Source organism: Pseudomonas sp. JZ114 (genome assembly GCF_051027705.1).
GTDB lineage: Bacteria > Pseudomonadota > Gammaproteobacteria > Pseudomonadales > Pseudomonadaceae > Chryseomonas > Chryseomonas luteola.
This window is the reverse complement of record NZ_CP069257.1, coordinates 304,164-323,829: the sequence shown is the minus strand read 5'-3', so window position 1 is coordinate 323,829 and position 19,666 is coordinate 304,164. Positions and strand designations below refer to the sequence as shown.

Genomic DNA, 19,666 nt, shown 5'->3' with positions numbered 1-19,666 from the left:
CTGGCTCTGCTCTATCGCTCCTTGGTGTGAGGTAGTTACACCCTCCACCGAGGCCCGTTGAATCTCATCAGTTTCTGACGTATGCACGCCCTGGGCGCCAGCGGCGCGCCCGGTATGGATTGGGAGCATTACAAAGCCCTCCTGGAAAACGAGGTACGTGGCAGCTGCGTTTCTTTGGCGACTACAGGCGTTCGAGGTTTGGACGTTGTATCGCTTAGGAAGAAGTTCTGACGCCATGCGAGAGCGTAGTCCGCCAGTGATCCCATTTGATCCAGAACCGCCTGACCAGTCAGGCCTGACAATGGTTGCGCCGCACTGAGCATCATGTGCCCGGACTGTTCGTTACGGCAGAACGTTACGGGTTTTGCTGAGTTCACCATGTGAAAGTTGGTATCAAGCAAGCGTGACAGCACTTCTTCTCGGCGTTTGTCCGGCAACGAACCGAGATCACAATGAATCACGAGGTGGGCTTGTGCCTGGTTTCCAACTGGGTACATCGAAAAGTCCACGCCGCGAATGGACAGATGTGTCAACTCTTGAGACAAGACAGTTTCAGGAATGAGCGTCAGCTGGCTGATTTCTTCCAGCAGTCGGTGATAGTGTTGCGAAGCCATACTATTGTTCTCCATTGATGTAGCAGTAGAAGTGCTACGCCACCAGGGCATTGCTCCTGAGAAGCAATGCCCTCTATGTGGAAGATGGCTTCTATCGGTTCCAATCGTTTGTTCGTTCTTTTCTACATTGAAGGTGCAGTAGGATCACCACCCCGAGTTTCATCACCGAGCAATCGTCTTATTTCAAAAGAAACGAGCCTTACGGCCGGCTGTTTTTCTATCAAATGGGTAGTCACAGCCAGTGACATGCACGCTTAGAACGAGGCGATTTATTCAGTCAGGTATTCAAGCCCAGCAAGAACTAGCTGCTGCTGTTGAATACCATCCAAGGATTTAACCGACTCGGAGAGCGTGGGCAGCGCATGCCAAATAGCGAACCCACATCTTGGATCCAGGGATAAAAGGTAATTCTGGTAACGCTCGGCATCAGTAAATCGGCGCGCCAATATCTGGCGGGTTTGCTCGCGGGTAAGTACACCACGCTGGATACGCAGCGCCATTCCCCACTCCAGATGTTCGCGGCAACTGGCGAAGCAGACTCCCTCTGCTATCGACCAGGTTGCCGCCTGCCCTGCCAACAGCTGGGTGTAAAAGGCGTGCTTTTCCATTACCCGAATCATCCATCTTCAATCTCTTAGCGGCACCACCGTGAAGTCCACGTCAGGGTCCCGGTCATTCAAACCCTGCCGCATATCCTGAGGCCACCAGATGACCAGTTGGCGATCTGTCGAATCGGGACGCTCACACGCATAGCCCACACAGCCAGAGCGGCTTGCGCAACCGCCTAACAAGACGAGTACAAGAAGGGTGATTGCATAGCGACCACGCATCATGGGATAGCTCTCCGTAGCAGTGAGGGACGGCTTTGGGCTGCATTTTTCAAGGACTGCTGGGGCTGGCGCAAGGCAATGAATATTTCGCTCTCCTCACCGGGCTCCAGCCACGCATGAGGCCAGGCCGCTACCGCCATGACCCACCGGCCACCACAGCGGCTTTCATCAATACGCAAGGGCTTTTCGGTCTGATTACGGGCTACCACGACTGCTACGCCCCACTCCTTTCGGGTAAACCATTGGGAGCGCTGCCGATCCAGAACCAGACCATTGGCAGGATCGCACAGGCTGTCAGGCTCAAAAGGCAAGGCGGAGGACAAGGAAAGGCCGGTGGGCGATACACCGTCTACCAATTGCGTAAAGACCCGTTCGATGTCCCCACGCGTAGGCTGGACAAAGCCATCCCGCCGGGTATCAATTCGTTTCATCTGATCATCCACATCATGCGGGTTACCATTTTGCACATAGCGCGCCGGGTCTACCTGATCGCCTATAAGCCGAGGCGTGAGAATGAACAGTCGCTCACGTTGGCTTAGTTCGCGGCTGCGTGATTGGAAAAGCAGCTTACCAAGGACCGGTATATCTCCCAGAAGCGGTACCTTTCTGACCCGATCATTGGCTTCCAGCCCGTGAAATCCTCCGATGACCAGCGACCCATGCTCCGCAATCACTGCTTGAGTACTGACGTTTCCCTTGCGAACAGCCGGTTGCTCATCATTGATCTGAGAAACATCGATCTGCCCGTCCTCTATATCAACAATAAGCTGCACTTGGGATTTATCTCCATGATCGAGCGAACGTGGAATCACCTGCAGACTGGTTCCGGCGGTAATAGGCTGGATGTTGGCGACCCGCTCGGCCAACGCGGTGAGGTATTCCGTTCGGCTGAAGTCGATAACGGCAGGCTGGTTTTCCAAGGTCAGAATTGACGGGTTGCCGATAATAGAGGCCGCCCCATTACCTTCCAGGGCGCGCAGATCAGCAGAAAACTTTCCGGCATCTTGAATGAACAACGTGGATGTCGTTCCAGGCTCAAACAGGTTTGCACCTCCGCTTACACTACCGGCATTAAAGTTCCAGCGGCTGGACAGCTGCGCTAGCTCGTTACGGTCAATATCAAGAATTACTGCATCAATTTCGATAACATTCCGTGGAACATCCAGCTGCTTGACGACCTGTTCATACATTGCCTTGCGCTTGGGCAAGTCATAGATAAGGACGGCGTTGTTACGAACATCTGCGCTTACACGGATTCGACTACGAGACGAGCTTTCTTCGCCCGTTGATTTGCGCCCTGATCGACCCAGGACTTGATCCAGCCCCTGCTCTATCGCACCAAAATTCATGTCGTTTCCCATGCCGCCATAGCTCAACCCAAGAGGGTTCGCGGCCCCTAATCCACTCGAGGTACCGCTTGGGCGTTGCGCGAGATTAATGCCATTGATCGACTCGCCTCGAGAGCGACTCTCCAACAGCTCCTGAAGGATGCTGGCCACCCCCGCCACGTTCAGCTGCTGATCACGGTAGCGAATGGTTCGGTCAGCGGCATTGGCATACTTCAGCGGCAATACCACGATATCCTGTTTCTCTGCCTTTTCCGGTGCCTCGACTTTCTGGCTGTAGTCACGAATGAACTGCACGTACTTAGCTGGGCCACGAACCAATACCACCCCTTCATCCGGCAGGATGCCCCACCCAAAGCGTGGATCCAAAAGGCCTACATCAGTAAGCGCTTGCTGCAGATCATCAACTGCATCCGGTGACACCTCGATACGTGTAGAGGTCTGCTCCCGTGTCGGACTGACATACAGCGTTTCGTTGTAAACGAACCATTGAAAATGGTTTTCTTGCCCCAGACGGTCTAGAAAAGCCTGGGGGCTGGCGGCTCGAATACGGCCGTCCAGGACAGCATCCATTGAAGGCATGTCCAGACTCATGCCGAACTCTTTGGCAAAATCACCAAGCGCCCTGTTCAGATCCGTTTGCCGGGCGTCATAGGCATAGGCCGTATGTTTCCAGCTTTCAGGTACTGCAGCCCATCCAAGAGGGCTGATGACACATAACAACCAAGGCAACCACATCAAGGCCTTTCGCATTTCACGCTCCCTGGTCAAAAAAGAAGGCGGCGCGGTGCAGGAGCCGCGCCGTCGAACGGTCACTGGATTCCGTCGATGATGGCTTTGGTCATGCTGTGCTTGGCCCGTAGCGACTCACCCAGGACCGTGCTGGCAACCGCGCTTTTCCGGCTGGCTTCGTTAAACAGGCGCATGTCTTCAACATCGCATGTATCGGTGGCGATCATGCTGGCCTCATCCATCTCGGACTGTGCGCTCTTGTAAGCGTGATCGAGACGGTTCTGCAGGGTTTTCAAATTGAGCATGATGGGACTCCATCTTAGGGGTTCGGCCCTGAGTGGATCCTGTATGGTAGGTGGTTCCATCTCGTTTGGAGATGGCTACAGCAGTAGGCCGTTGCGCAGGCTTTCCCAGTCGACGTCAAACGAGCCATTTGTATGAGTAAGTCTCAACGACCCCACAGGCAAAGCACTGTTGCTCTCCAGCCGCCACAGCTTGGCAAAGCGGCTGTGTGACAGCCACTCGCCTACTATTTCGGTAAGATCAGGATGACAGCTCAGGGTTGCAGCGACCGCAACGGGTTGGCTGTCAGCCAGGTTGCGTAATAGTGCCCGGATTCGCTCCGGAAGCTGGGTCTCATCCAGCAATCTGGATAGACTCAGATTAAGCAGCTCCTCTACCGAAATCAGTGCCTCTCGCCGAAAGGCCTCCCGCTCTTCGTAGAGCTCCTGAAGAAAGTCATTGGCAACCGACCAGAACTCGCCAACGGCCTGATCGATCAACTGTTGTCCTTCTACCAGAGCCTGCGCTCGAATCGCTTCAGCCTGCTGTTGGGCATGCTCGAGAATATCCTTTGCACGTAGTGCATCAACAAGGTCTTCCCTGCGTAGCACGGGTTCGTTAATGACAGCCGCACCGAGGGACAGAGAGCGCCTAGCCAGCATGTTGAATCTCCATACCTTCTGTTACCTGCCAAAAGACAGCGGGCCAGAGTGTCTGTAGTCTGGAGCAAGCCATGGTGTTGGCGGCTATCACCTTTAGAGGGCTCTCTTCCACGGCGTTTGGCGACCAGTAGAGGCGAACCCTCGACCAGTAACTGACGCCCAACCAGACACCTAGCAATAGGCGCGGATCCAGTGACTTGCTATCTAGCCAAAGACCCGGGCGCAGCGCCTTTGCTACGCTACGACACCACGGCGTGTACTCGTCGTTTACCGATGAATCAGGATGTTCAGGTGAGCAGATGCGGCCTACCAACGATAAGGCGAGTTGACTCTGTGAGTCATCCAGCGACAGCCACTTCAGCGTGTGGGCCTCAGGCTCAGGAGGCTGCAGGAAAACAACACCTGCAAATTTTAGGAAGACATCAACACGCTGTATGGCCAGTGTCTCGCAAATAGCTGGCGGAAGCCCTGACTGGTCAATGAAACGGGCCCTCCACTCAGGGTGCGCGTCGCGCCAGGCGCAACACCACCATTGGACCCAGCGTTCGCTGACGTTTGTAGACATCAGATCCGGCTCGGCAAATTAGAGCCGCCTCCGCGCCGCGAGGTGACACGTTGCAACAAGGCCGATCGCCAGTCGGATCGAACCAGCAACATCAGTACGAGTACAAGTAGAACCATTCCTGCCGGGGCTACCCACACCATCCGACTCCAGAAAGCCGCCTTTTCGCTATCCACGAGGAACGGGCCGAAGCTGACCAGTTGCTGAGTATCGCGAAACTCGGCGGCCGGGACGAACACAATGGAAAACTTTTTTGAATCCATCGTCGTAGTACCTGACATTCCTGGAATACTGCTTGCAACCATTTGCTGTATACGGCCCCGTACACTGTCTGGATCAAGGGTTACAGCGTGCTTGATAAACACCGCCGCCGAGGCGGGTTGTACAGGCTCGCCCGGGGCAACACGCTCTGGCAGTACCACATGGACGCGGGCCACGATCACGCCGTCAATCTGGGACAGCGTAGCTTCCAGCTCTTGTGACAATGCGTAGATATAGCGGGCGCGCTCCTCCAGAGGGGTGGATATGACACCTTCTTTCTTGAAGATCTCACCCAGACTGGTATGAGTACGCCGCGGTAACCCTGCCGCATCAAGTATCCTTACCGCGCGGTTAATATGGGCGCTGTCCACGGAGACGACGATACCTGTCTTCTCCGTGCGTTTATGCGCCTCGATGTGCTGGTCAGCCAGCGACGCAATGACATCATTGGAGTCCTGCTCGGAAAGTCCGCTGAACAGATCGGTTTCCTGACTGCATCCTGCAAGCAGCAGAATACTGAGCAATAGCGTCGCGACAGACCCTTTCACAATGGCTTACCTACTGCAGGTTGGTCAGTTTATCGAGCGTTTGTGCAGTCTTGTTGACCACCTTGGTAGTGACTGCCATCTGCAATGAGTACGCTGACAGCGCGCGGCTCATCATGGTCATGTCCATAGGGTCATCAGCGCTTGCAGCCGCTTTCATATTGCGCATGGCCTGCTGTGAGAGCTTGTCCGTGCTCTGGACGCGATCCACCAGTGCTCCAGCTACTAGGGCAGGTAATTGCCCTGGCACCGCGGCGGCGGCCCCAGCACTCATCGCTGCGGAAAACAGATCGACGTCCGCCTGTGAAGGCTCCTGAATCAGCCCCTGGTCTATATCAGCGCTTGGCTGCTTTGCTTTGCTAACGGATGTAATCGTCATTTGAAGACTCCAACAGACGGTGTCGATAAAAGGTGGGTCAGCTCGATGCCTGTGTTTGTAAGCCGCCGCCCTGTAACAAGGCCTGCACCAACGCATTCGCAGTTTCCGCTGCACTGCTGTTCAAGGTGTGTTGACCAGCGCCCTGTGGCTGACCATTGCCCACACCACCGTTTCCACCTTCGGCGAGGGTCGCCTCTAGCCCTTTCTCGATCAATGCACTTAAGAGTTTGGCAAGCTCATCGACGCTGCCGCCTTGTACGCCACCAGGTGAGCTCTGGTTGCCCAAACCTGCCGGATCACCCAGGCCACCCCCCCCGCCCCCTTGCCCTAGCCCCTGGCTACCTTCCGAAGCATTAGCCTGCAACTGCGAGCCAAGCTTATCGAGCGCTGCACGAAAATCGCCTGTTTCTTTCTCGCTCAGGTAATTATCTTCCTTGAGCTCATTTTTCCATGAGCCTGAATCTGGGGGTGGAAAGTCTTTGGGAAACTTGTCCATGAACTCGGCAATCTTTTCCAGCATGGGCATATCGCTTTGGGAAAAGGTAGTGCCCTCTCCTTGCTTGGAAAGCAGATCATCCAGGTAAGACTTGCCCAATCCGTTGAGCACTTTGGACATGAGGTCTTGCTGGCTGCCACCGTTAAGGCCTGCGGAATCTGCAGCGCCGAAGTTCGGGCCCAGCTTGTCGCTGATCAGACTCTCTAGACCTTTTTTAAGATCCTCCGGCCCAGATCCCTGTATTCCTTTTTCTTGCATGTGCTGGGCGAGCATTTTTCCCAATGGGGATGACTCATCCAGCGAGCCGCTTTTGGTCAATTCCTGCAAGAGCTGCTTGATCACATCTTCCAGTGACGGCTTACTCTGGGTTTCCTTGGATCCGGTCAGCATTAGCGACTCAATATCCATCCTTGGCAGTTGATTGGGGATCATACTGTTCATTACGGTTGACATAGTTCCTGCTCCTTAAGGCCTGCGCCCCTCAAACCGAGGGGCAGCACGTGTTAGTAGCTGATGCCCTTGGCGTTTTGCGCTGCGGAACTGATCTTCTTGTTAGAGGCATCATCTCGCGCCGACTGGATGGAGTTGAGCGTGTTCTGGATAGCGATCTGGCGGTTTTCCTGGCCTTGCAAGCCAATTAATGCTGCGTTGTTTTCATCGTTTTTCTTCATCTCAGCACGTTGGGCCTCAACCGAGCTGCTAGTACCCGTCATTTCATTCATGGCTTGTTGAGTACTGAAATTAGCCTCGGCCTGATTAGCGCCTTGTACAAACTGGCCACCGGCATTGGTCACGTCACCAACGAAACCCGTAAAACCGGTATTAGGATTATTGACAGGATTAACCATGGCATATGCACCTTTGTAGTGATTCGAGGAATACCAGCATCGTTGCTTGGTGCACATGCGTGGCACCGCCTTAGGGATCGGTTCCATGTCACTTCAAGAAATTCTTCTGGCTACTCTTACTACCGGCCCCGTATTCACTCTGGCGCTCATGTATAGGAACAAAGCGCTACCTGAATGGAACTGCGCAGCGATACCTGCCACTCAGCCCCCACACTCCGGCTTCCTACACAGGTAAGTATCCATGCGCGTATCCAATCCCACGCCAGGAATGGGAACTATTGCCAATCCAGACGTCAGTTTTGAACTCTCTCCAACGGGCGCGGAATCCAGTGCTGCGCCAGCTGAGCGCAGAGGCAATACCGGTAACATTATTCAGTTCGGCACCAACGCTCCATCCACGCGGCAGACGCTGCCAGGTAACGCATCTAACGCGTCGCTTACGCGTGACGGGTTAATTTCTAAGCTTGTACAGTTGCTACGGAACCTGGAGCAACCGACAACCCCATCAGCTCAGACAACACCAGGACAGTTCCGGCCGGAACGGCCAGATATGAGCCGTACACGACCTTCTGTTGAGCAGCCAACGCAAGTAAGAGAAACCGGTACTGGAGGGACAGTCAGCGGTACTGAAACCAGTGATGCACCCACTACGCCTAAAGCCGCCGATGCGGACTTTCTGGATAACTCAAAGTACTCCGCTCCGGAGGAGCTAAAGAAATACGATGCACTGGTGGCTCATCTGCCACCGGCGGAACGAGAACAGGCGGCAAAAGAACTCAATCGCCCGATTGCCGCCGCCAAGATGGCGGCTGAAGGTAAAGAGGGCTCAGCCCAGGCTAAAGATTTCATCAAGGCCAATCCGGCGCTCGAGAAAGCGCTGGATACCAGCAAGCACGGCGGAAAGTGCGACGGCAACATTTCTAAAAACGATTACAAGTCCTTTATCAAGAACATGGAGAACGCTGCAAAGGCGGCATCCAAGGATGTCGAGGCGTATCAAAAGGAAAACCCGGGCGCGGATCCACAATCATTGGCCATGGTCCGCTCCGCCGCGATGCTGCGTGCTAACGAACCGCTAGCCAAAGCAGGTAATCCAGACAAAGAAAAAAGTGTTGGTAAATACATTACTGATGATGCCTTGAAGGGGCTTCAAACAGGGAACCCAGGGCTTTCTCCAAAACTTGCTCAAACAGCCCAGACCTTTTCACAGCCTGGTTTTCTGCACATGCTTGATCAAGGCGGCTTTGAGGGGGAAGGTCTTGCACTACACAATGCAGACAAAAAGATCAGTACCAAAAACATAGACGACTGGATCAAGAAACAAGCGCCCAAGAATGGTGGCGAGTTCGCATCCATGATGAGCGACGCCGCTACCCGTAATGCAGTGGCTAATGTGGACATCAGTAAACTCAATGAAGATGTCTTCAACCACCCCGACAACTACACGGGGGAGCAAAAAGCCGCCGTCATGGTCAAGTTGCAGGAAACGCTCGAGCAAGTCCAGGGAGGAAGCAAGCTAAGAAAAGTAGACAAGACCTCCGAGGCGCTACAGCAAAAAATTGCTCAGTTGCAGACCGATGAAAGCGTTAAAACCTATCTGGACAAGGCAGTTCCTGCACAGGAAGGGACCCTGATTGCCAGCGACCCCTCCCTGAAAAAGGCAGTCAACGAACGCCACGCGGATCTGGTATCAGGTAAGGCACTTGAGCAAGACATGCAAGCCGCCCGAGACCAGGCCGCCAAGGATAACAAAGGCAAGAAGCCAGAAGACTGCAAGCCCGTGGATTATAGCCAGGCTATTGGACATATGACGGCAGAGCTCCAGTTACAAGGCGACCTGAAAGGTAAAGATAACGTACCCACTACCAGTCAGGTCTTGGACCGCCGTCCGGACCTTAAACAGGAAATTGATCGCTCCTATCAGGAGAACTTTGTTCAAGGTAAAGCAGCCGAGAGTGCACTTAAACAGGACCAGAAATCAGACCCTAAAGATGTTCTGTCCCAGGTAGATGCGAAGAAGTTAGCGTATGAAGACGCTATTCCGCAAAGCGCTACGACTGCAGCGCAGAGCGGCTACGCCGAAGCGACCATGAAAGCCTTAACTACCACAGCCAAGGGGGCAAGCGTAATCAAGGACTTGAAGGATGCGGGTACGCTTCCAAAAGATGCTGACGAGAAGAAAATGACAGGTCAGCAGCTGTATTCTCAACTAAGAGACAATGTGGAGAAACAGACATCTGCGTCAGACCTGGGTAAGGGCGGTAAGACCCTGTTAGCCGGCAGCGGCGCTGTTAGCGTAGCTAGCCTTTTATCTGTCTCAGAGCGCTTGAATAACGGAGACACCGCTGGCGCAGCCAAGGCTATTTATGACGGAGCCAAAGGCTCAGCTGAGTTAGGTAAGCTGGGTTATAACGCCGTGGCACAAAGCCTTGGCAAGGATGCCTCTGCCGGTCTCGGACGCATGGCGGGTGCCGTCGCAGGACGTGTAGTCGGAATGGTTGCGGGCGAAGCAGCTGGATTGGCAGCCGCCAGTGCCATTGGCGCCGCGGCCGGGCCGATTGGCTGGGCAATTGATGCCGTTCTAGCCATCGGCTTTGGTATCAAAGCCATTATCGATGCGGTAAACAAACATAAGAAACAGGAAACATTCGACCACAACGTTGATCCTACACTGGAACAGTTCGGGATACCCAAGGCGCATTAATGCGAAGAGCTTCGCCTTCCTTGAGCCGTTCAGCCTGCATAAGTCAGGCTGAACGGTCCAGACGTGATTCAGACATCCAACTCTTTCATACGGTGGTAAAGCGTCCGCCGAGGAATGTCCAGCTCGCGGCTAACGGCATCGATTGAGTGCTGGTTTCGCTTGAGCGATTCCTGAATCAATACCCTTTCGATAAGCCGTAACTGGAACTTGAGTGCTGTAGGTGACTCCCCCTCGCTTACCAACTCGCTGTCGAACAGCGGCAAACCGAGCACGAAACGCTTGGCAGTAGACTTTAGCTCGCGAATATTCCCAGGCCAGTCGTGGTTCAGCAGGATCTGGGACACAACCGGATCAACTTTACCGGCTTCGAGTTCAAGCTCTCTCGCCGCACTTTTTAAGAAACGGTAAAACAGTGGAAGAATGCGCTCACGCTGGAGCCGCAGTGGCAACAACTTCACCGTTAGCACATTAAGTCGAAAATACAGGTCACGCCGAAACTCACCCCGCTCGACCAATTCGTCCAGCGGGCGCTGGGCAGACGCGATCACACAGATATCAAGCGGAATCGGTGTAGTCGATCCCAACCGCTCCAGCACACGCGTTTCCAATACGCGCAACAGTTTGGGCTGCAAGGCCAGCGGCATGCTGTCCAGTTCGTCCAGGTAAAGAGTTCCTCCTTGTGCGGCTTCGATGTATCCGACACGAGAACGATCAGCACCGGTATAGGCACCACTCACCACGCCAAACAATTCGCTTTCACAAAGCGATTCCGGAATCGCAGCACAATTCATTGCGACAAAGGGTCCCTTACGCCCTGAGAGCAAATGTATGTGTTGAGCCAATGTATCTTTACCAGAGCCAGTCTCGCCCGCCAGCAACAGATCGACAGCGAATTCGGAAAGGCTCTGTGCAATGACATCTAGATCAGGCAGGTCAGGTGAGACCGCCAATGCTTCATCAAGCAAATCATACTCGCTCATTCTTGACCTCGAATACTTCAAGAGCGCGGGGACATCCCGATGCGAGATTCCTTTCGCCTTTGGGAAGAAAACTAAAGGCCTAACTCCTTTATTCGGTGATACAGCGTACGTTTAGGTATATCCAACTCTTGAATAACCGCATCGAGCTGATGCTTATGTCGCTTGAGCGCATCTTGAATCAGCAGCCGCTCGACAACTTTCAGCTGTGATTTGAGCCCAGCTGGCTCTTCAGAAAGCACAGCATCACAGCCCTCCGCCCCCAACAGCGGAAACCCCAGGACGAAACGCTTGGCCGCTGATTTAAGCTCACGAATATTGCCCGGCCAGGAATGGCTGAGAAGCAATTGGACATAATGGTTGCCCAGGATTGGCGCTGGCTTGTTAAGCTCATTTTTCATGGTTGTAACGAACTGGTCGAACAAAGGCAATATCTTTTCACGCTGCTGACGTAGCGCGGGTAACCGGATGGTTACCATGTTGAGTCGAAAAAGCAGATCTCGACGAAATAACCCTTGTTCCACAAGTTCATCCAACGGGCGTTGCGCAGAGGCGATAACACGAAGATCAACAGGAATAAACTCAGTGGATCCCAATCGCTCAACTCCTCTTATCTCCAGGACACGTAGCAGCTTGGCCTGTAGCGCCAAAGGCATACTGTCGATTTCGTCCAGATAAAGAGTCCCGCCGTCTGACGCTTCTATATACCCCTGACGGGAACGTGTGGCGCCCGTATAGGCTCCGTTTACAGTACCAAATAACTGACTTTCGGCAAGTGCCTCTGGTATAGCAGCACAGTTAAGTGCAACAAAGGAGCCGGACCGCTCCGAGAGATCATGAATTTGTCTTGCTAGCGTGTCTTTTCCTGTACCCGTCTCGCCATAAAGCAGAAGGTCCATTTTAAGATGGTTAAAATCCAGGCCAGCCCCAAGAACGTTGTGCGCGTTATTATTATTACAGTCCGCACGATCTTGTATAGCGGTTTCTGTTTGCATCGACAACTCTCACCTTGAAGGTCGAGAATAGTAATATCTTTGTAACCAAAATCGTCAATATGTGAATTGAGTTGTGTGAATAGGTTAACAAATAGCAAACTATCTTTTTCTTGCTTTTATTAATCAAAACATAGGATTAAAACAGCTATTTGAAACAATAGAAGGTGCAGAAATTAAGGTCAGATGCACCGAGCCTTGCGAAATTAAATAGGGGCTTAAAAATTGGTAGAAGGTAATAAAAGCTTCATATTACCGACATCTCTCTAGACAAAACCTGTACATCATCCAAGGTGTTTTGAATGGATCAGAAGGCCAAGAGTCAGGCAGTAGCAGGGCTATTATCTTTAACAGTGCGGTTTGCTTAGTTTATCAAACATATCTCCATTTTACATTTTGTAAAAGATTAGAATAATTTTCTTGGATGGCTTTTATCAGCGTTTTTTTGGATGGCTGCAGTATTTCGTTGAGGTGGTACGACTCGACATATCATCCTTTTGCTAAAAAGCCGAGCCAGTTCTTGTCGATAGGTTGCCTTATAAATTATTCCGCCTAACAGTTATGAGTATGGAAATAAAATTCCGAATTCACAAATAATTGAATATTAAATTTCAATGGTATTATGTTACACATCATTCGATTAAGGCGTGGCGGCAATAGCCGACTGCCCTTTCTGCATTTCCGACGTATGAACGGAGCTGCCAGAGCGCGCAAGCGTATCAAGATTAGCTGTCAATAGCCTCTCTTTAGCGATGGGAATGACGAGATGCCCCGGCCCGCCTATGGTGTTGCCGTTAACATAGGCAGGGTTTAGCCTCTGTAGTTCCTTTTTGGGGATACCTGATATAAGCGCCAACTGCGCCAGCTCTACAGGACGGGCCAAGCGAACCGTAATAAAGTATGGCTCATCCGCTACAGGCTTCAGCTCTATGGCATGTCCATGAGGCGATTTGACAAGAATGGATAGGGCCAGGAGCCGTGGGACATAATTTTGCGTTTCACGGGGTAAATCCAGATGCCAATAATCGGTAGGAAGCCCTTTCTTGCGATTGGCCTCTATTAAGCGCGATACGGTCCCTTCACCAGCATTATAGGCGGCTAAAGCCAATAGCCAATCACCTCCAAACTGCTGATGTAGACGTGTCAGGTATCTCATGGCAGCGTGTGTTGACGCGATAACGTCGCGCCGCGCGTCATAAAGCGACGTCTGGCGCAAGCCGAAATCTGTACCAGTACGGGGCATGAATTGCCATAGTCCGACCGCCTTTTGACTTGAGATGGCCATCGGGTCATAGGCACTTTCGATCATAGGCAACAAAGCCAGTTCGGCCGGAAGGTCCTTTTGTTCGAGACCTTCAACGATAAAATGCAAATAAGGTGCGGCCTTGCCACTGGCGGTGGTTATGAAACGCCGATTCTGGATTAACCAGTTAAGCTGCTGATTAATCCGATCGTTACGCCCAATCTGGTCCACCAGAACAAACCGACTGCTTACCCTTCCCCAGATGTCAGACCGTTTCTCGCGTAGCATAGGTGGCCGGGAATAGTCAGATACCATGACCGGCTCCTGCCCCTCACGAATGACCAAGCGTGGCGCGCGTGCCTCAGGTAGTTGGACTGAGTCAGTAAGTTGACAACCTGCACATAGAGTAATAGAGAAAAGAAAACCAGCCCGTAGGGAGGCAAAAGGCATACGAAAAAAAGACCGTTCCATGACAATAAGCACCTCAAACCAAACAGTCCTATGTGGCTTGAAGTAGATATCGGTTCCTACATGATTCAGTTTCAGACTTTTAGAGATAATGAGTTTATTGATCACACTTGAATTTCAGCTGTTACTGTAATAATTAACTCTAATGAAATCGCCTGGTTCAGCCAACAACTCAGAGACAATCCCTAAACTTCAGCTCCGGTTCTTCAAGCACATAAACTCTTTCAATTCAGAGAAGCGCTTTCCTCATTCGTTATTTTCAGCCGACCAGATGTGCTTCCGTTGAGATTTTCGATTTTATTGAAAGTGCTGCGAAGCCGCACAGCCACTCACTTCACGACTGATCCAAAGGTGATTTTTCATTGGACTAGTAAGTATTTTATAAAAGTCACTGAAATAAGATAGCCGGGTATTTCGCAAGAAACTTTGTGAGGAGTTAGCGCAGCCATGAGACTGAATTATAAATAACCGCACCTCTTGCCCCTTATGCAAAAGGTGCATCTCATTCATAATAAATTGAGAGGAACAGCACATCAGCTTGGTAAGTACATAGCAACAATTAATGCTTACGCCCGTAGCATTAGTAATAAAATAATAATTGGAGGGCCAATTAAGCCCTCCATGTTTCGCTTATGCTACGCTGCCGCGCAACTCATCCGCGGTCGTTATTACTTTCTGCGCATAGCCCTGAGGGTCGGTGGTTCGCTGGAAAGAATCGATCGAGCCTGGCTGCCAGTTAGGCCCGCCGTTGTATTTCTCCAACTGACTCCGGGTGTCGCCACCCAGGTTGCTCATGATCATAGCGGCCATCTCTACCTGGTCGGCTTTACTGGAATGGTCGTATTCATGACCTGCCTGCAGACGGAATATGCCGGTGTTTTCGCTACGTGTAGCGGCTTCTACCTGCATCACACCGTCGCCATTAGCCATGTTCTGTCCCCAACTACTCTCCTGCTTAGCTTGAGCTGCAAGCACAAAGGGATCAACTCCATACTTTTCTCCCGCTTTGACGCAGTTCTGCCAAAGACCCTGCGGCATGCCCTTCGGTGCGTTACCGGCATTGACTGAAGTGATGCCATTGCCGGACTTCACTGTCTGACCATCACCTGCGTCGTTTGCCCTGGCCTCCCCCTCCTTGCCGCTAGGGCTTTGTGCCGCAAATGAAACATCTCTGGGTTGGCCTTCTTTACCAAAAGTGACCGGAGCATTGCCTTTCCCTCCGCTGCCTTTTTCATTCCCGGCGGAGTTGTTGGAAGAGGCATGTTGCTGCCCACCTTGCAACAGCATCAGCAGTTGTTGAATTAGGGGCTTGAGCATTTCAAGGATATCTTTCAGCGATTGCTCTACAGTATTGGCACCGATCGGATCCTGTATAGATTTGTTGCTGAAACTGTGATTCACAGAATTGCTGTCGGCGCCATATAGGCTGCCGAAATTGACGGGGCTGCTATCGCCCAAGCCAAATGAGACTTGCCCATTTTGTCCGTAACTACCTTGAGAAAAGCCCATGTTCTGGGAATCCAAGGGCAGTAAGTTCTGAGGAACTGGTCGTTGTATGGATACACTCATGTTTACCTTGCCTCGAAAATGATTGTGCCGCTTAAAACCAATCGGTGAATAGCGCCGGGTTTGTGCATAGGTTTCCATCCTGACCAAGGTCATCAAGCTCATCTGGATTTGTTACCTATTTTAGCAACATATCTTGCCGACCCGTTAGTAGCCTAGTTCAGGTGGAGCGTTTGAATGAGTGGTTTATGGTCAGTGCCGGTTCCAAATGTGAGGCAGGCTGCCGAGGCGCTTTGAACAAGCCAAGCTGCGTCCCACACCACGAGCTCAGCGTGTAGAGACGAAACGTTTAACGGTAATTACGGATAGGGCGATTGCCGTCTTCTTGCTCTACCAAAGAATAGCTACATCTTGTGACCTAGACAGACATCGAGACGCTTTCAGATAGTTGAATCAATGCACTCCAGCACCCTCTTTTCATGAGCAAAAAGCTGAATTAGGCACAGCACCTAAAAGACTAGATAAGTTCATTAATGAGAATACCGGACGCCTGATTTCAGAAGTTAATCGCGTGCTTGTTGGGTGCGCTATAACCCGCTTCGAAATTCGAAGCCATGATCTCTTTGACGTGCCTAAGAAAATTATTTTCTGACAACGCCTAGATAGACGAACACCACTACTGCAGGAGCGGAGCCGCCCTGGGCAGCCCCATTTCCATTCAAGACATGGATGCCTTTTGCATCTGGTCGGTAGCCTATCTCTCGTACCTTCCTGCCTGGGTTATGAATTGGAAAAAAATTTAAGCCCCGAAGCGTCCAGTTAGTATCGTAAGACAGGCCATCCGCCTGCTCTGTCGCGCTCAAAACGGCTAGGTGTAACCCAAGCTTGGAAATACAGCTGCCTAGCGGGTCGGCGTCTCTGTCGAGACCGTTCTAAATCCGATATGCGAGGTGCCTAAATAACTGACCTGGGGTTGCCTGGCGGAAGGTCGATAACGAAGACAGTAATCTTCGGCGCACAGGTGGGAGCCACCTTTTATAACCTTCACCGGAACGCCAGGCTCCCGCGGGTCCAGCCCCGTATCAGGCCCTTCAGGATTGTTGGTCTCAACACCCTCATGGCCCGGGCGATACCAGGTACGGGTAAGCTCCCAGACATTACCTCCCATGTCAAAAAGGTTGAATCCGTTGGGTGGAAAGCAGCCCACGGGAGATGTCCCCCGGTATCCATCAATTCCTCGATCCGCAAGGGGAAAGTCGCCCTGCCAAGTGTTAGCTTGTGGATGTTCATGATCCAGCGGTTTGTCACCCCAAGCGTAGTCCGCTTCTACTAGGCCGCCGCGGGCGGCGTACTCCAACTGCGCCTCGCTTGGCAGCTCTCGCCCCAGCCAGGTGGCATAGGCCAGAGCATCATCAAAGCTGACATGAACCACCGGATGATTGAGTCGAGTTTCGATGCCCGAGCCAGGGCCCTCCGGGTTCCGCCAGTTTGCTCCAGCAATAAACTGCCATCCTGGATGTTCTTTTGAACGGACAAATACCAGCGAGCCGGGCAGGCGCACCGCCGGAGGAAGTCCTCTGGCCGCTTCGCCACTGAGCCCGCGCTCCGCCTGCGTCTGATAGCCGGTTGCCCTTACAAATGCTGCATACTGCGCATTGGTGACAGGGTGACGGTCTATCCAGAAACCTTTGATGCCAACGGGGACCGCTGGTCGCTCTTCGGGATAGAAGCGCTCGGACCCCATCGTAAACCGGCCTGCGCTTAGCTGGATCATTCCATGCTGCTCTCTGCCCTGCCGCGTCAGGGGCAGCCCGTCGTAGGTTTCACACAAATAGCCTGGCAATGGCGATGAATCCGCCACGGCCAGGTAGCGCAAAAGCCCTCCGGTCAGGATCGCGAGCAAAAGAGCACCGATAGCGATCAGGTGATTACGCCGTACGCTCACAGATCTGGTGCGCTGTCGGCCGGGCGCTGCAGTGCAGGAAAGCGCGGCACTCCTGCCTCGTCTATAGAGATGTTGTTATTGCCTGCATACTGCCGCCAGTCCATCAGGAGGTCCTTAACCTGCTCAGGATGTTGCCCAGCCAAGTCCTGTTGCTCGGCGGGATCGGTGGCCAAGTCATATAGACGCCAGGTTGCGCCTGTTATCTTGGGCGCATAGACCAGCTTCAGGTTGCCTCGACGAAGCGCTGCTGCACCGTCCTGCTCCCACCCCATCTGCTGCGCGGCGGCATGAATCCGCGGCTCCTCTCCACTAAGAAACGGCAACATCGTGCTGCCCTGTGACGGGATGACCGCCCTACCCTTATAGCGAATACCGGGATGTTCTATACCGGCTACCTGAAGAAAGGTCGGCATGACGTCACGGACACTGGCAAACTCCGTTGTCTGGCCCTTGAGGACCCTGGCCGGAAAATGTACAAACGCAGGTACCCGTATTCCACCTTCAAAAATGGTCTGCTTATAGCGCCGTCCCGGCTGAGCACTAACTTGCGCCCAGGCCGGACCGTAGGTCACAAACGAGTTGGCTCGCCCCAAATTGTCCAGACGATTATCAAAGTGTTCGGCTACCCACTCTTTGATTGAATCCCCTCGGTTCACCGACTCCGGGCCGTTGTCGGACATGAACAGGATAAGTGTATTGTCATACTCGCCCAGGTTTTTAAGATGAGTGACGAGGCGGCCAATCTCCTGATCCAGAGACTCAACCATTGCCGCATAGGCCTCCATTGAGCGTGCTGAGCGCATTTTTTCTTCCGCGCTTAAGGAATACCACTCAGGCACGCCTTCCAGTACCGCTCGCGTCTGGAAATCGGCTGGAAGCAGGCCCAGCTCTTTTTGGCGAACCAGGCGTTGATCGGCAATCACCTGATACCCCCTGTCATAGAACCCGCGGTACTTGGCAAGGTAGCTATCCGGCGCCTGGAGCGGCCAGTGAGGCGCCGTGAAGGCTGCAAATGCAAAGAAAGGCTTGTTTTGCTCATGCGCCGCCCGGGTCGTCTCGATCAGCCGATCGGTAAAATAGGTGGTCGAGAAGTAGTTTTCGGGCAGAGCAAGCGGTTCCCCATTATGGACAAAGGTTGCCGAGTAGTTGGCCTGGATAGACATTTCCTTTTGCTTGAAATGAGCAGCCCCTCCCTCCAACACCACATAGGACTCAGCAAACCCTCTATTCTGAGGCTGTTGTTCCGGCAGCTTGCCCAGATGCCACTTACCGGCAATGGAAGTCTCATAGCCGGCGTCTCGCAGTAGTTCAGCCAGCGTAACAGCCTCACCTTGTAATACGCCCTCATAGCCAGGACGGATGGCTTGGTGAGCAAACAGCCGATTACGTGTCTCGGCCATCATGCCAATACCTGATAGGTGCTGGTCGTTGCCAGTAAGCAACATGGCACGGGTAGGAGAACAGCTCGGCGCGCTATGAAAGTCCAGCAAGAGTTTTCCACCAGCAATCAACTGATCGAGGTTAGGTGTGCTGATTTCACTGCCCATTGCGCCAAGGTCTGCATAGCCCAGGTCATCAGCAACTAGCAGGAGAATATTAGGCTGATGAGGTGTTGGGGCGTTTTCGGCAAACAACGTTGTGCTCGATAAAAGACAAAGACAGGTAGCAAGCACCCCTGGTATAAATTTCATGGGTTTTCCTTGTTGTTGTACGCCCATTTTTTGAAGAGCTTGACCCCGTTATCGGTCAGCCACCGCGATAATTATGATAGTTAACTTTGTTTGTCAAATCTGCCTGCGTTTTGACGCAATATCCTGACCGGCACCTAACAGGCTCGGCTGCAGCTTTTCAGTCAGGTGCGCTGTAGAGCGATGGGTCACGGACCTTCTCGATTTAAACGTTGAAGGCGTGAGGCAAGGCGAGGCTCCACACTGGCATTCGGGTCAAGACAGGCATCAATAGATGGCAAGCTTTGGTCCAACTTCTGCTTGTGGAGCAATATGGCTTACATAACATGTCACGACGCTGCGTCATGCCGCCACTCGACGCTTTTTAACCGCGCCATTTCCGAGCTGTATTGCCAGGGGGCCTTCAACAATGCGACTTAGTAGAAAAGTGCTGCACCGTTATCTTCGCTTTTGCATCACTACCGCTTGGACTAGCAATTGAAGGTTTAAGCCCTATGGATTAGAGGCTCAAGCAAAAACCGCCTCGTTAATGAAGCCAACGGATCGGCGTCCGGCATAGGTAAAGGATCTGATCACAGCTGATTCA

18 protein-coding genes are annotated in these 19,666 nt (G+C 52.6%); 1 reads left to right on the top strand and 17 read right to left on the bottom strand.

The genetic code is table 11. From position 1 onward, the window contains the following. Positions 1 to 128 precede the first annotated feature (128 nt). From JQR90_RS20955 to JQR90_RS20905, 11 genes are all read right to left on the bottom strand, one after another. Positions 129 to 614, bottom strand: a complete 486-nt coding sequence (locus JQR90_RS20955) for a CesT family type III secretion system chaperone (RefSeq protein WP_162997697.1) — start codon at positions 612 to 614, stop codon at positions 129 to 131. A 269-nt stretch (positions 615 to 883) separates the two neighbouring features. Then, complete coding sequence (locus JQR90_RS20950) at positions 884 to 1,222, bottom strand: type III secretion protein HrpV (RefSeq protein ID WP_150346060.1); 339 nt, start codon at positions 1,220 to 1,222, stop codon at positions 884 to 886. Between the two features lie 18 nt (positions 1,223 to 1,240). Next, entirely contained in the window at positions 1,241 to 1,447 is a 207-nt protein-coding gene (gene hrpT, locus JQR90_RS20945) for an HrpT family type III secretion system protein (RefSeq protein WP_313549393.1), read from the bottom strand. Next, a complete protein-coding gene (sctC, locus tag JQR90_RS20940) occupies positions 1,444 to 3,543 on the bottom strand; it encodes a type III secretion system outer membrane ring subunit SctC (protein WP_434141028.1) in 2,100 nt (699 codons plus the stop codon). The genes hrpT and sctC overlap by 4 nt, the downstream gene beginning before the upstream one ends. A gap of 59 nt (positions 3,544 to 3,602) precedes the next feature. Beyond that, on the bottom strand, positions 3,603 to 3,827 hold the full coding sequence (locus tag JQR90_RS20935; RefSeq protein WP_074825831.1) for a type III secretion protein: 225 nt from the start codon (positions 3,825 to 3,827) through the stop codon (positions 3,603 to 3,605). A 75-nt stretch (positions 3,828 to 3,902) separates the two neighbouring features. Then, positions 3,903 to 4,466 (bottom strand): type III secretion system stator protein SctL, encoded by a 564-nt coding sequence (sctL, locus tag JQR90_RS20930; protein WP_074825833.1) that lies wholly within the window; start codon positions 4,464 to 4,466, stop codon positions 3,903 to 3,905. Beyond that, a complete protein-coding gene (locus JQR90_RS20925) occupies positions 4,456 to 5,031 on the bottom strand; it encodes a type III secretion protein (protein WP_112297983.1) in 576 nt (191 codons plus the stop codon). Before JQR90_RS20925 ends, sctL begins: the two co-directional genes overlap by 11 nt. Continuing rightward, a complete protein-coding gene (gene sctJ / locus JQR90_RS20920) occupies positions 5,031 to 5,837 on the bottom strand; it encodes a type III secretion system inner membrane ring lipoprotein SctJ (RefSeq protein WP_112297984.1) in 807 nt (268 codons plus the stop codon). Before sctJ ends, JQR90_RS20925 begins: the two co-directional genes overlap by 1 nt. A gap of 10 nt (positions 5,838 to 5,847) precedes the next feature. Further along, positions 5,848 to 6,213 carry a type III secretion system inner rod subunit SctI gene (gene sctI / locus JQR90_RS20915; protein WP_074825839.1) on the bottom strand — a complete coding sequence of 122 codons (366 nt, stop codon included), beginning with the start codon at positions 6,211 to 6,213 and terminating at the stop codon, positions 5,848 to 5,850. 37 nt (positions 6,214 to 6,250) lie between these two features. Continuing rightward, a complete protein-coding gene (locus tag JQR90_RS20910) occupies positions 6,251 to 7,150 on the bottom strand; it encodes a harpin HrpZ family protein (protein WP_181591861.1) in 900 nt (299 codons plus the stop codon). Between the two features lie 62 nt (positions 7,151 to 7,212). After that, positions 7,213 to 7,644, bottom strand: a complete 432-nt coding sequence (locus JQR90_RS20905) for a hypothetical protein (RefSeq protein WP_083397901.1) — start codon at positions 7,642 to 7,644, stop codon at positions 7,213 to 7,215. 154 nt (positions 7,645 to 7,798) lie between these two features. Between JQR90_RS20905 and JQR90_RS20900 the strand changes: the two genes are divergently transcribed. Continuing rightward, positions 7,799 to 10,261 carry a type III effector HrpK domain-containing protein gene (locus JQR90_RS20900; protein ID WP_434141024.1) on the top strand — a complete coding sequence of 821 codons (2,463 nt, stop codon included), beginning with the start codon at positions 7,799 to 7,801 and terminating at the stop codon, positions 10,259 to 10,261. A 68-nt stretch (positions 10,262 to 10,329) separates the two neighbouring features. Here the strand turns inward: JQR90_RS20900 and JQR90_RS20895 are convergent, their stop codons facing one another. From JQR90_RS20895 to JQR90_RS20870, 6 genes are all read right to left on the bottom strand, one after another. Continuing rightward, the gene (locus JQR90_RS20895; RefSeq protein ID WP_112297987.1) at positions 10,330 to 11,241 is read right to left on the bottom strand and encodes a sigma 54-interacting transcriptional regulator; all 912 of its coding nucleotides are present in this window, start codon (positions 11,239 to 11,241) and stop codon (positions 10,330 to 10,332) included. Between the two features lie 71 nt (positions 11,242 to 11,312). Next, the gene (locus JQR90_RS20890) at positions 11,313 to 12,158 is read right to left on the bottom strand and encodes a sigma-54 dependent transcriptional regulator (RefSeq protein WP_342767916.1); all 846 of its coding nucleotides are present in this window, start codon (positions 12,156 to 12,158) and stop codon (positions 11,313 to 11,315) included. Positions 12,159 to 12,870: 712 nt separating this feature from the next. Then, positions 12,871 to 14,049 carry a transglycosylase SLT domain-containing protein gene (locus JQR90_RS20885; protein WP_434141021.1) on the bottom strand — a complete coding sequence of 393 codons (1,179 nt, stop codon included), beginning with the start codon at positions 14,047 to 14,049 and terminating at the stop codon, positions 12,871 to 12,873. Positions 14,050 to 14,571: 522 nt separating this feature from the next. Continuing rightward, positions 14,572 to 15,612, bottom strand: coding sequence for a hypothetical protein (locus tag JQR90_RS20880; protein WP_434141019.1), 1,041 nt, complete (start codon positions 15,610 to 15,612; stop codon positions 14,572 to 14,574). Between the two features lie 736 nt (positions 15,613 to 16,348). Next, on the bottom strand, positions 16,349 to 17,392 hold the full coding sequence (locus JQR90_RS20875) for a formylglycine-generating enzyme family protein (protein ID WP_244294367.1): 1,044 nt from the start codon (positions 17,390 to 17,392) through the stop codon (positions 16,349 to 16,351). Next, positions 17,389 to 19,083 carry an arylsulfatase gene (locus tag JQR90_RS20870; RefSeq protein ID WP_073449999.1) on the bottom strand — a complete coding sequence of 565 codons (1,695 nt, stop codon included), beginning with the start codon at positions 19,081 to 19,083 and terminating at the stop codon, positions 17,389 to 17,391. The genes JQR90_RS20875 and JQR90_RS20870 overlap by 4 nt, the downstream gene beginning before the upstream one ends. Positions 19,084 to 19,666: the final 583 nt, after the last annotated feature.

What these genes read in the sequence shown, in the direction of transcription:
- JQR90_RS20955 (WP_162997697.1), bottom strand. Translation starts at nt 614, where the DNA reads ATGGCTTCGCAACACTATCACCGACTGCTGGAAGAAATCAGCCAGCTG.
- JQR90_RS20950 (WP_150346060.1), bottom strand. Translation starts at nt 1,222, where the DNA reads ATGGAAAAGCACGCCTTTTACACCCAGCTGTTGGCAGGGCAGGCGGCA.
- hrpT (WP_313549393.1), bottom strand. Translation starts at nt 1,447, where the DNA reads ATGATGCGTGGTCGCTATGCAATCACCCTTCTTGTACTCGTCTTGTTA.
- sctC (WP_434141028.1), bottom strand. Translation starts at nt 3,543, where the DNA reads ATGCGAAAGGCCTTGATGTGGTTGCCTTGGTTGTTATGTGTCATCAGC.
- JQR90_RS20935 (WP_074825831.1), bottom strand. Translation starts at nt 3,827, where the DNA reads ATGCTCAATTTGAAAACCCTGCAGAACCGTCTCGATCACGCTTACAAG.
- sctL (WP_074825833.1), bottom strand. Translation starts at nt 4,466, where the DNA reads ATGCTGGCTAGGCGCTCTCTGTCCCTCGGTGCGGCTGTCATTAACGAA.
- JQR90_RS20925 (WP_112297983.1), bottom strand. Translation starts at nt 5,031, where the DNA reads ATGTCTACAAACGTCAGCGAACGCTGGGTCCAATGGTGGTGTTGCGCC.
- sctI (WP_074825839.1), bottom strand. Translation starts at nt 6,213, where the DNA reads ATGACGATTACATCCGTTAGCAAAGCAAAGCAGCCAAGCGCTGATATA.
- JQR90_RS20910 (WP_181591861.1), bottom strand. Translation starts at nt 7,150, where the DNA reads ATGAACAGTATGATCCCCAATCAACTGCCAAGGATGGATATTGAGTCG.
- JQR90_RS20905 (WP_083397901.1), bottom strand. Translation starts at nt 7,644, where the DNA reads ATGGAACCGATCCCTAAGGCGGTGCCACGCATGTGCACCAAGCAACGA.
- JQR90_RS20900 (WP_434141024.1), top strand. Translation starts at nt 7,799, where the DNA reads ATGCGCGTATCCAATCCCACGCCAGGAATGGGAACTATTGCCAATCCA.
- JQR90_RS20895 (WP_112297987.1), bottom strand. Translation starts at nt 11,241, where the DNA reads ATGAGCGAGTATGATTTGCTTGATGAAGCATTGGCGGTCTCACCTGAC.
- JQR90_RS20880 (WP_434141019.1), bottom strand. Translation starts at nt 15,612, where the DNA reads ATGAGCTTGATGACCTTGGTCAGGATGGAAACCTATGCACAAACCCGG.
- JQR90_RS20870 (WP_073449999.1), bottom strand. Translation starts at nt 19,083, where the DNA reads ATGAAATTTATACCAGGGGTGCTTGCTACCTGTCTTTGTCTTTTATCG.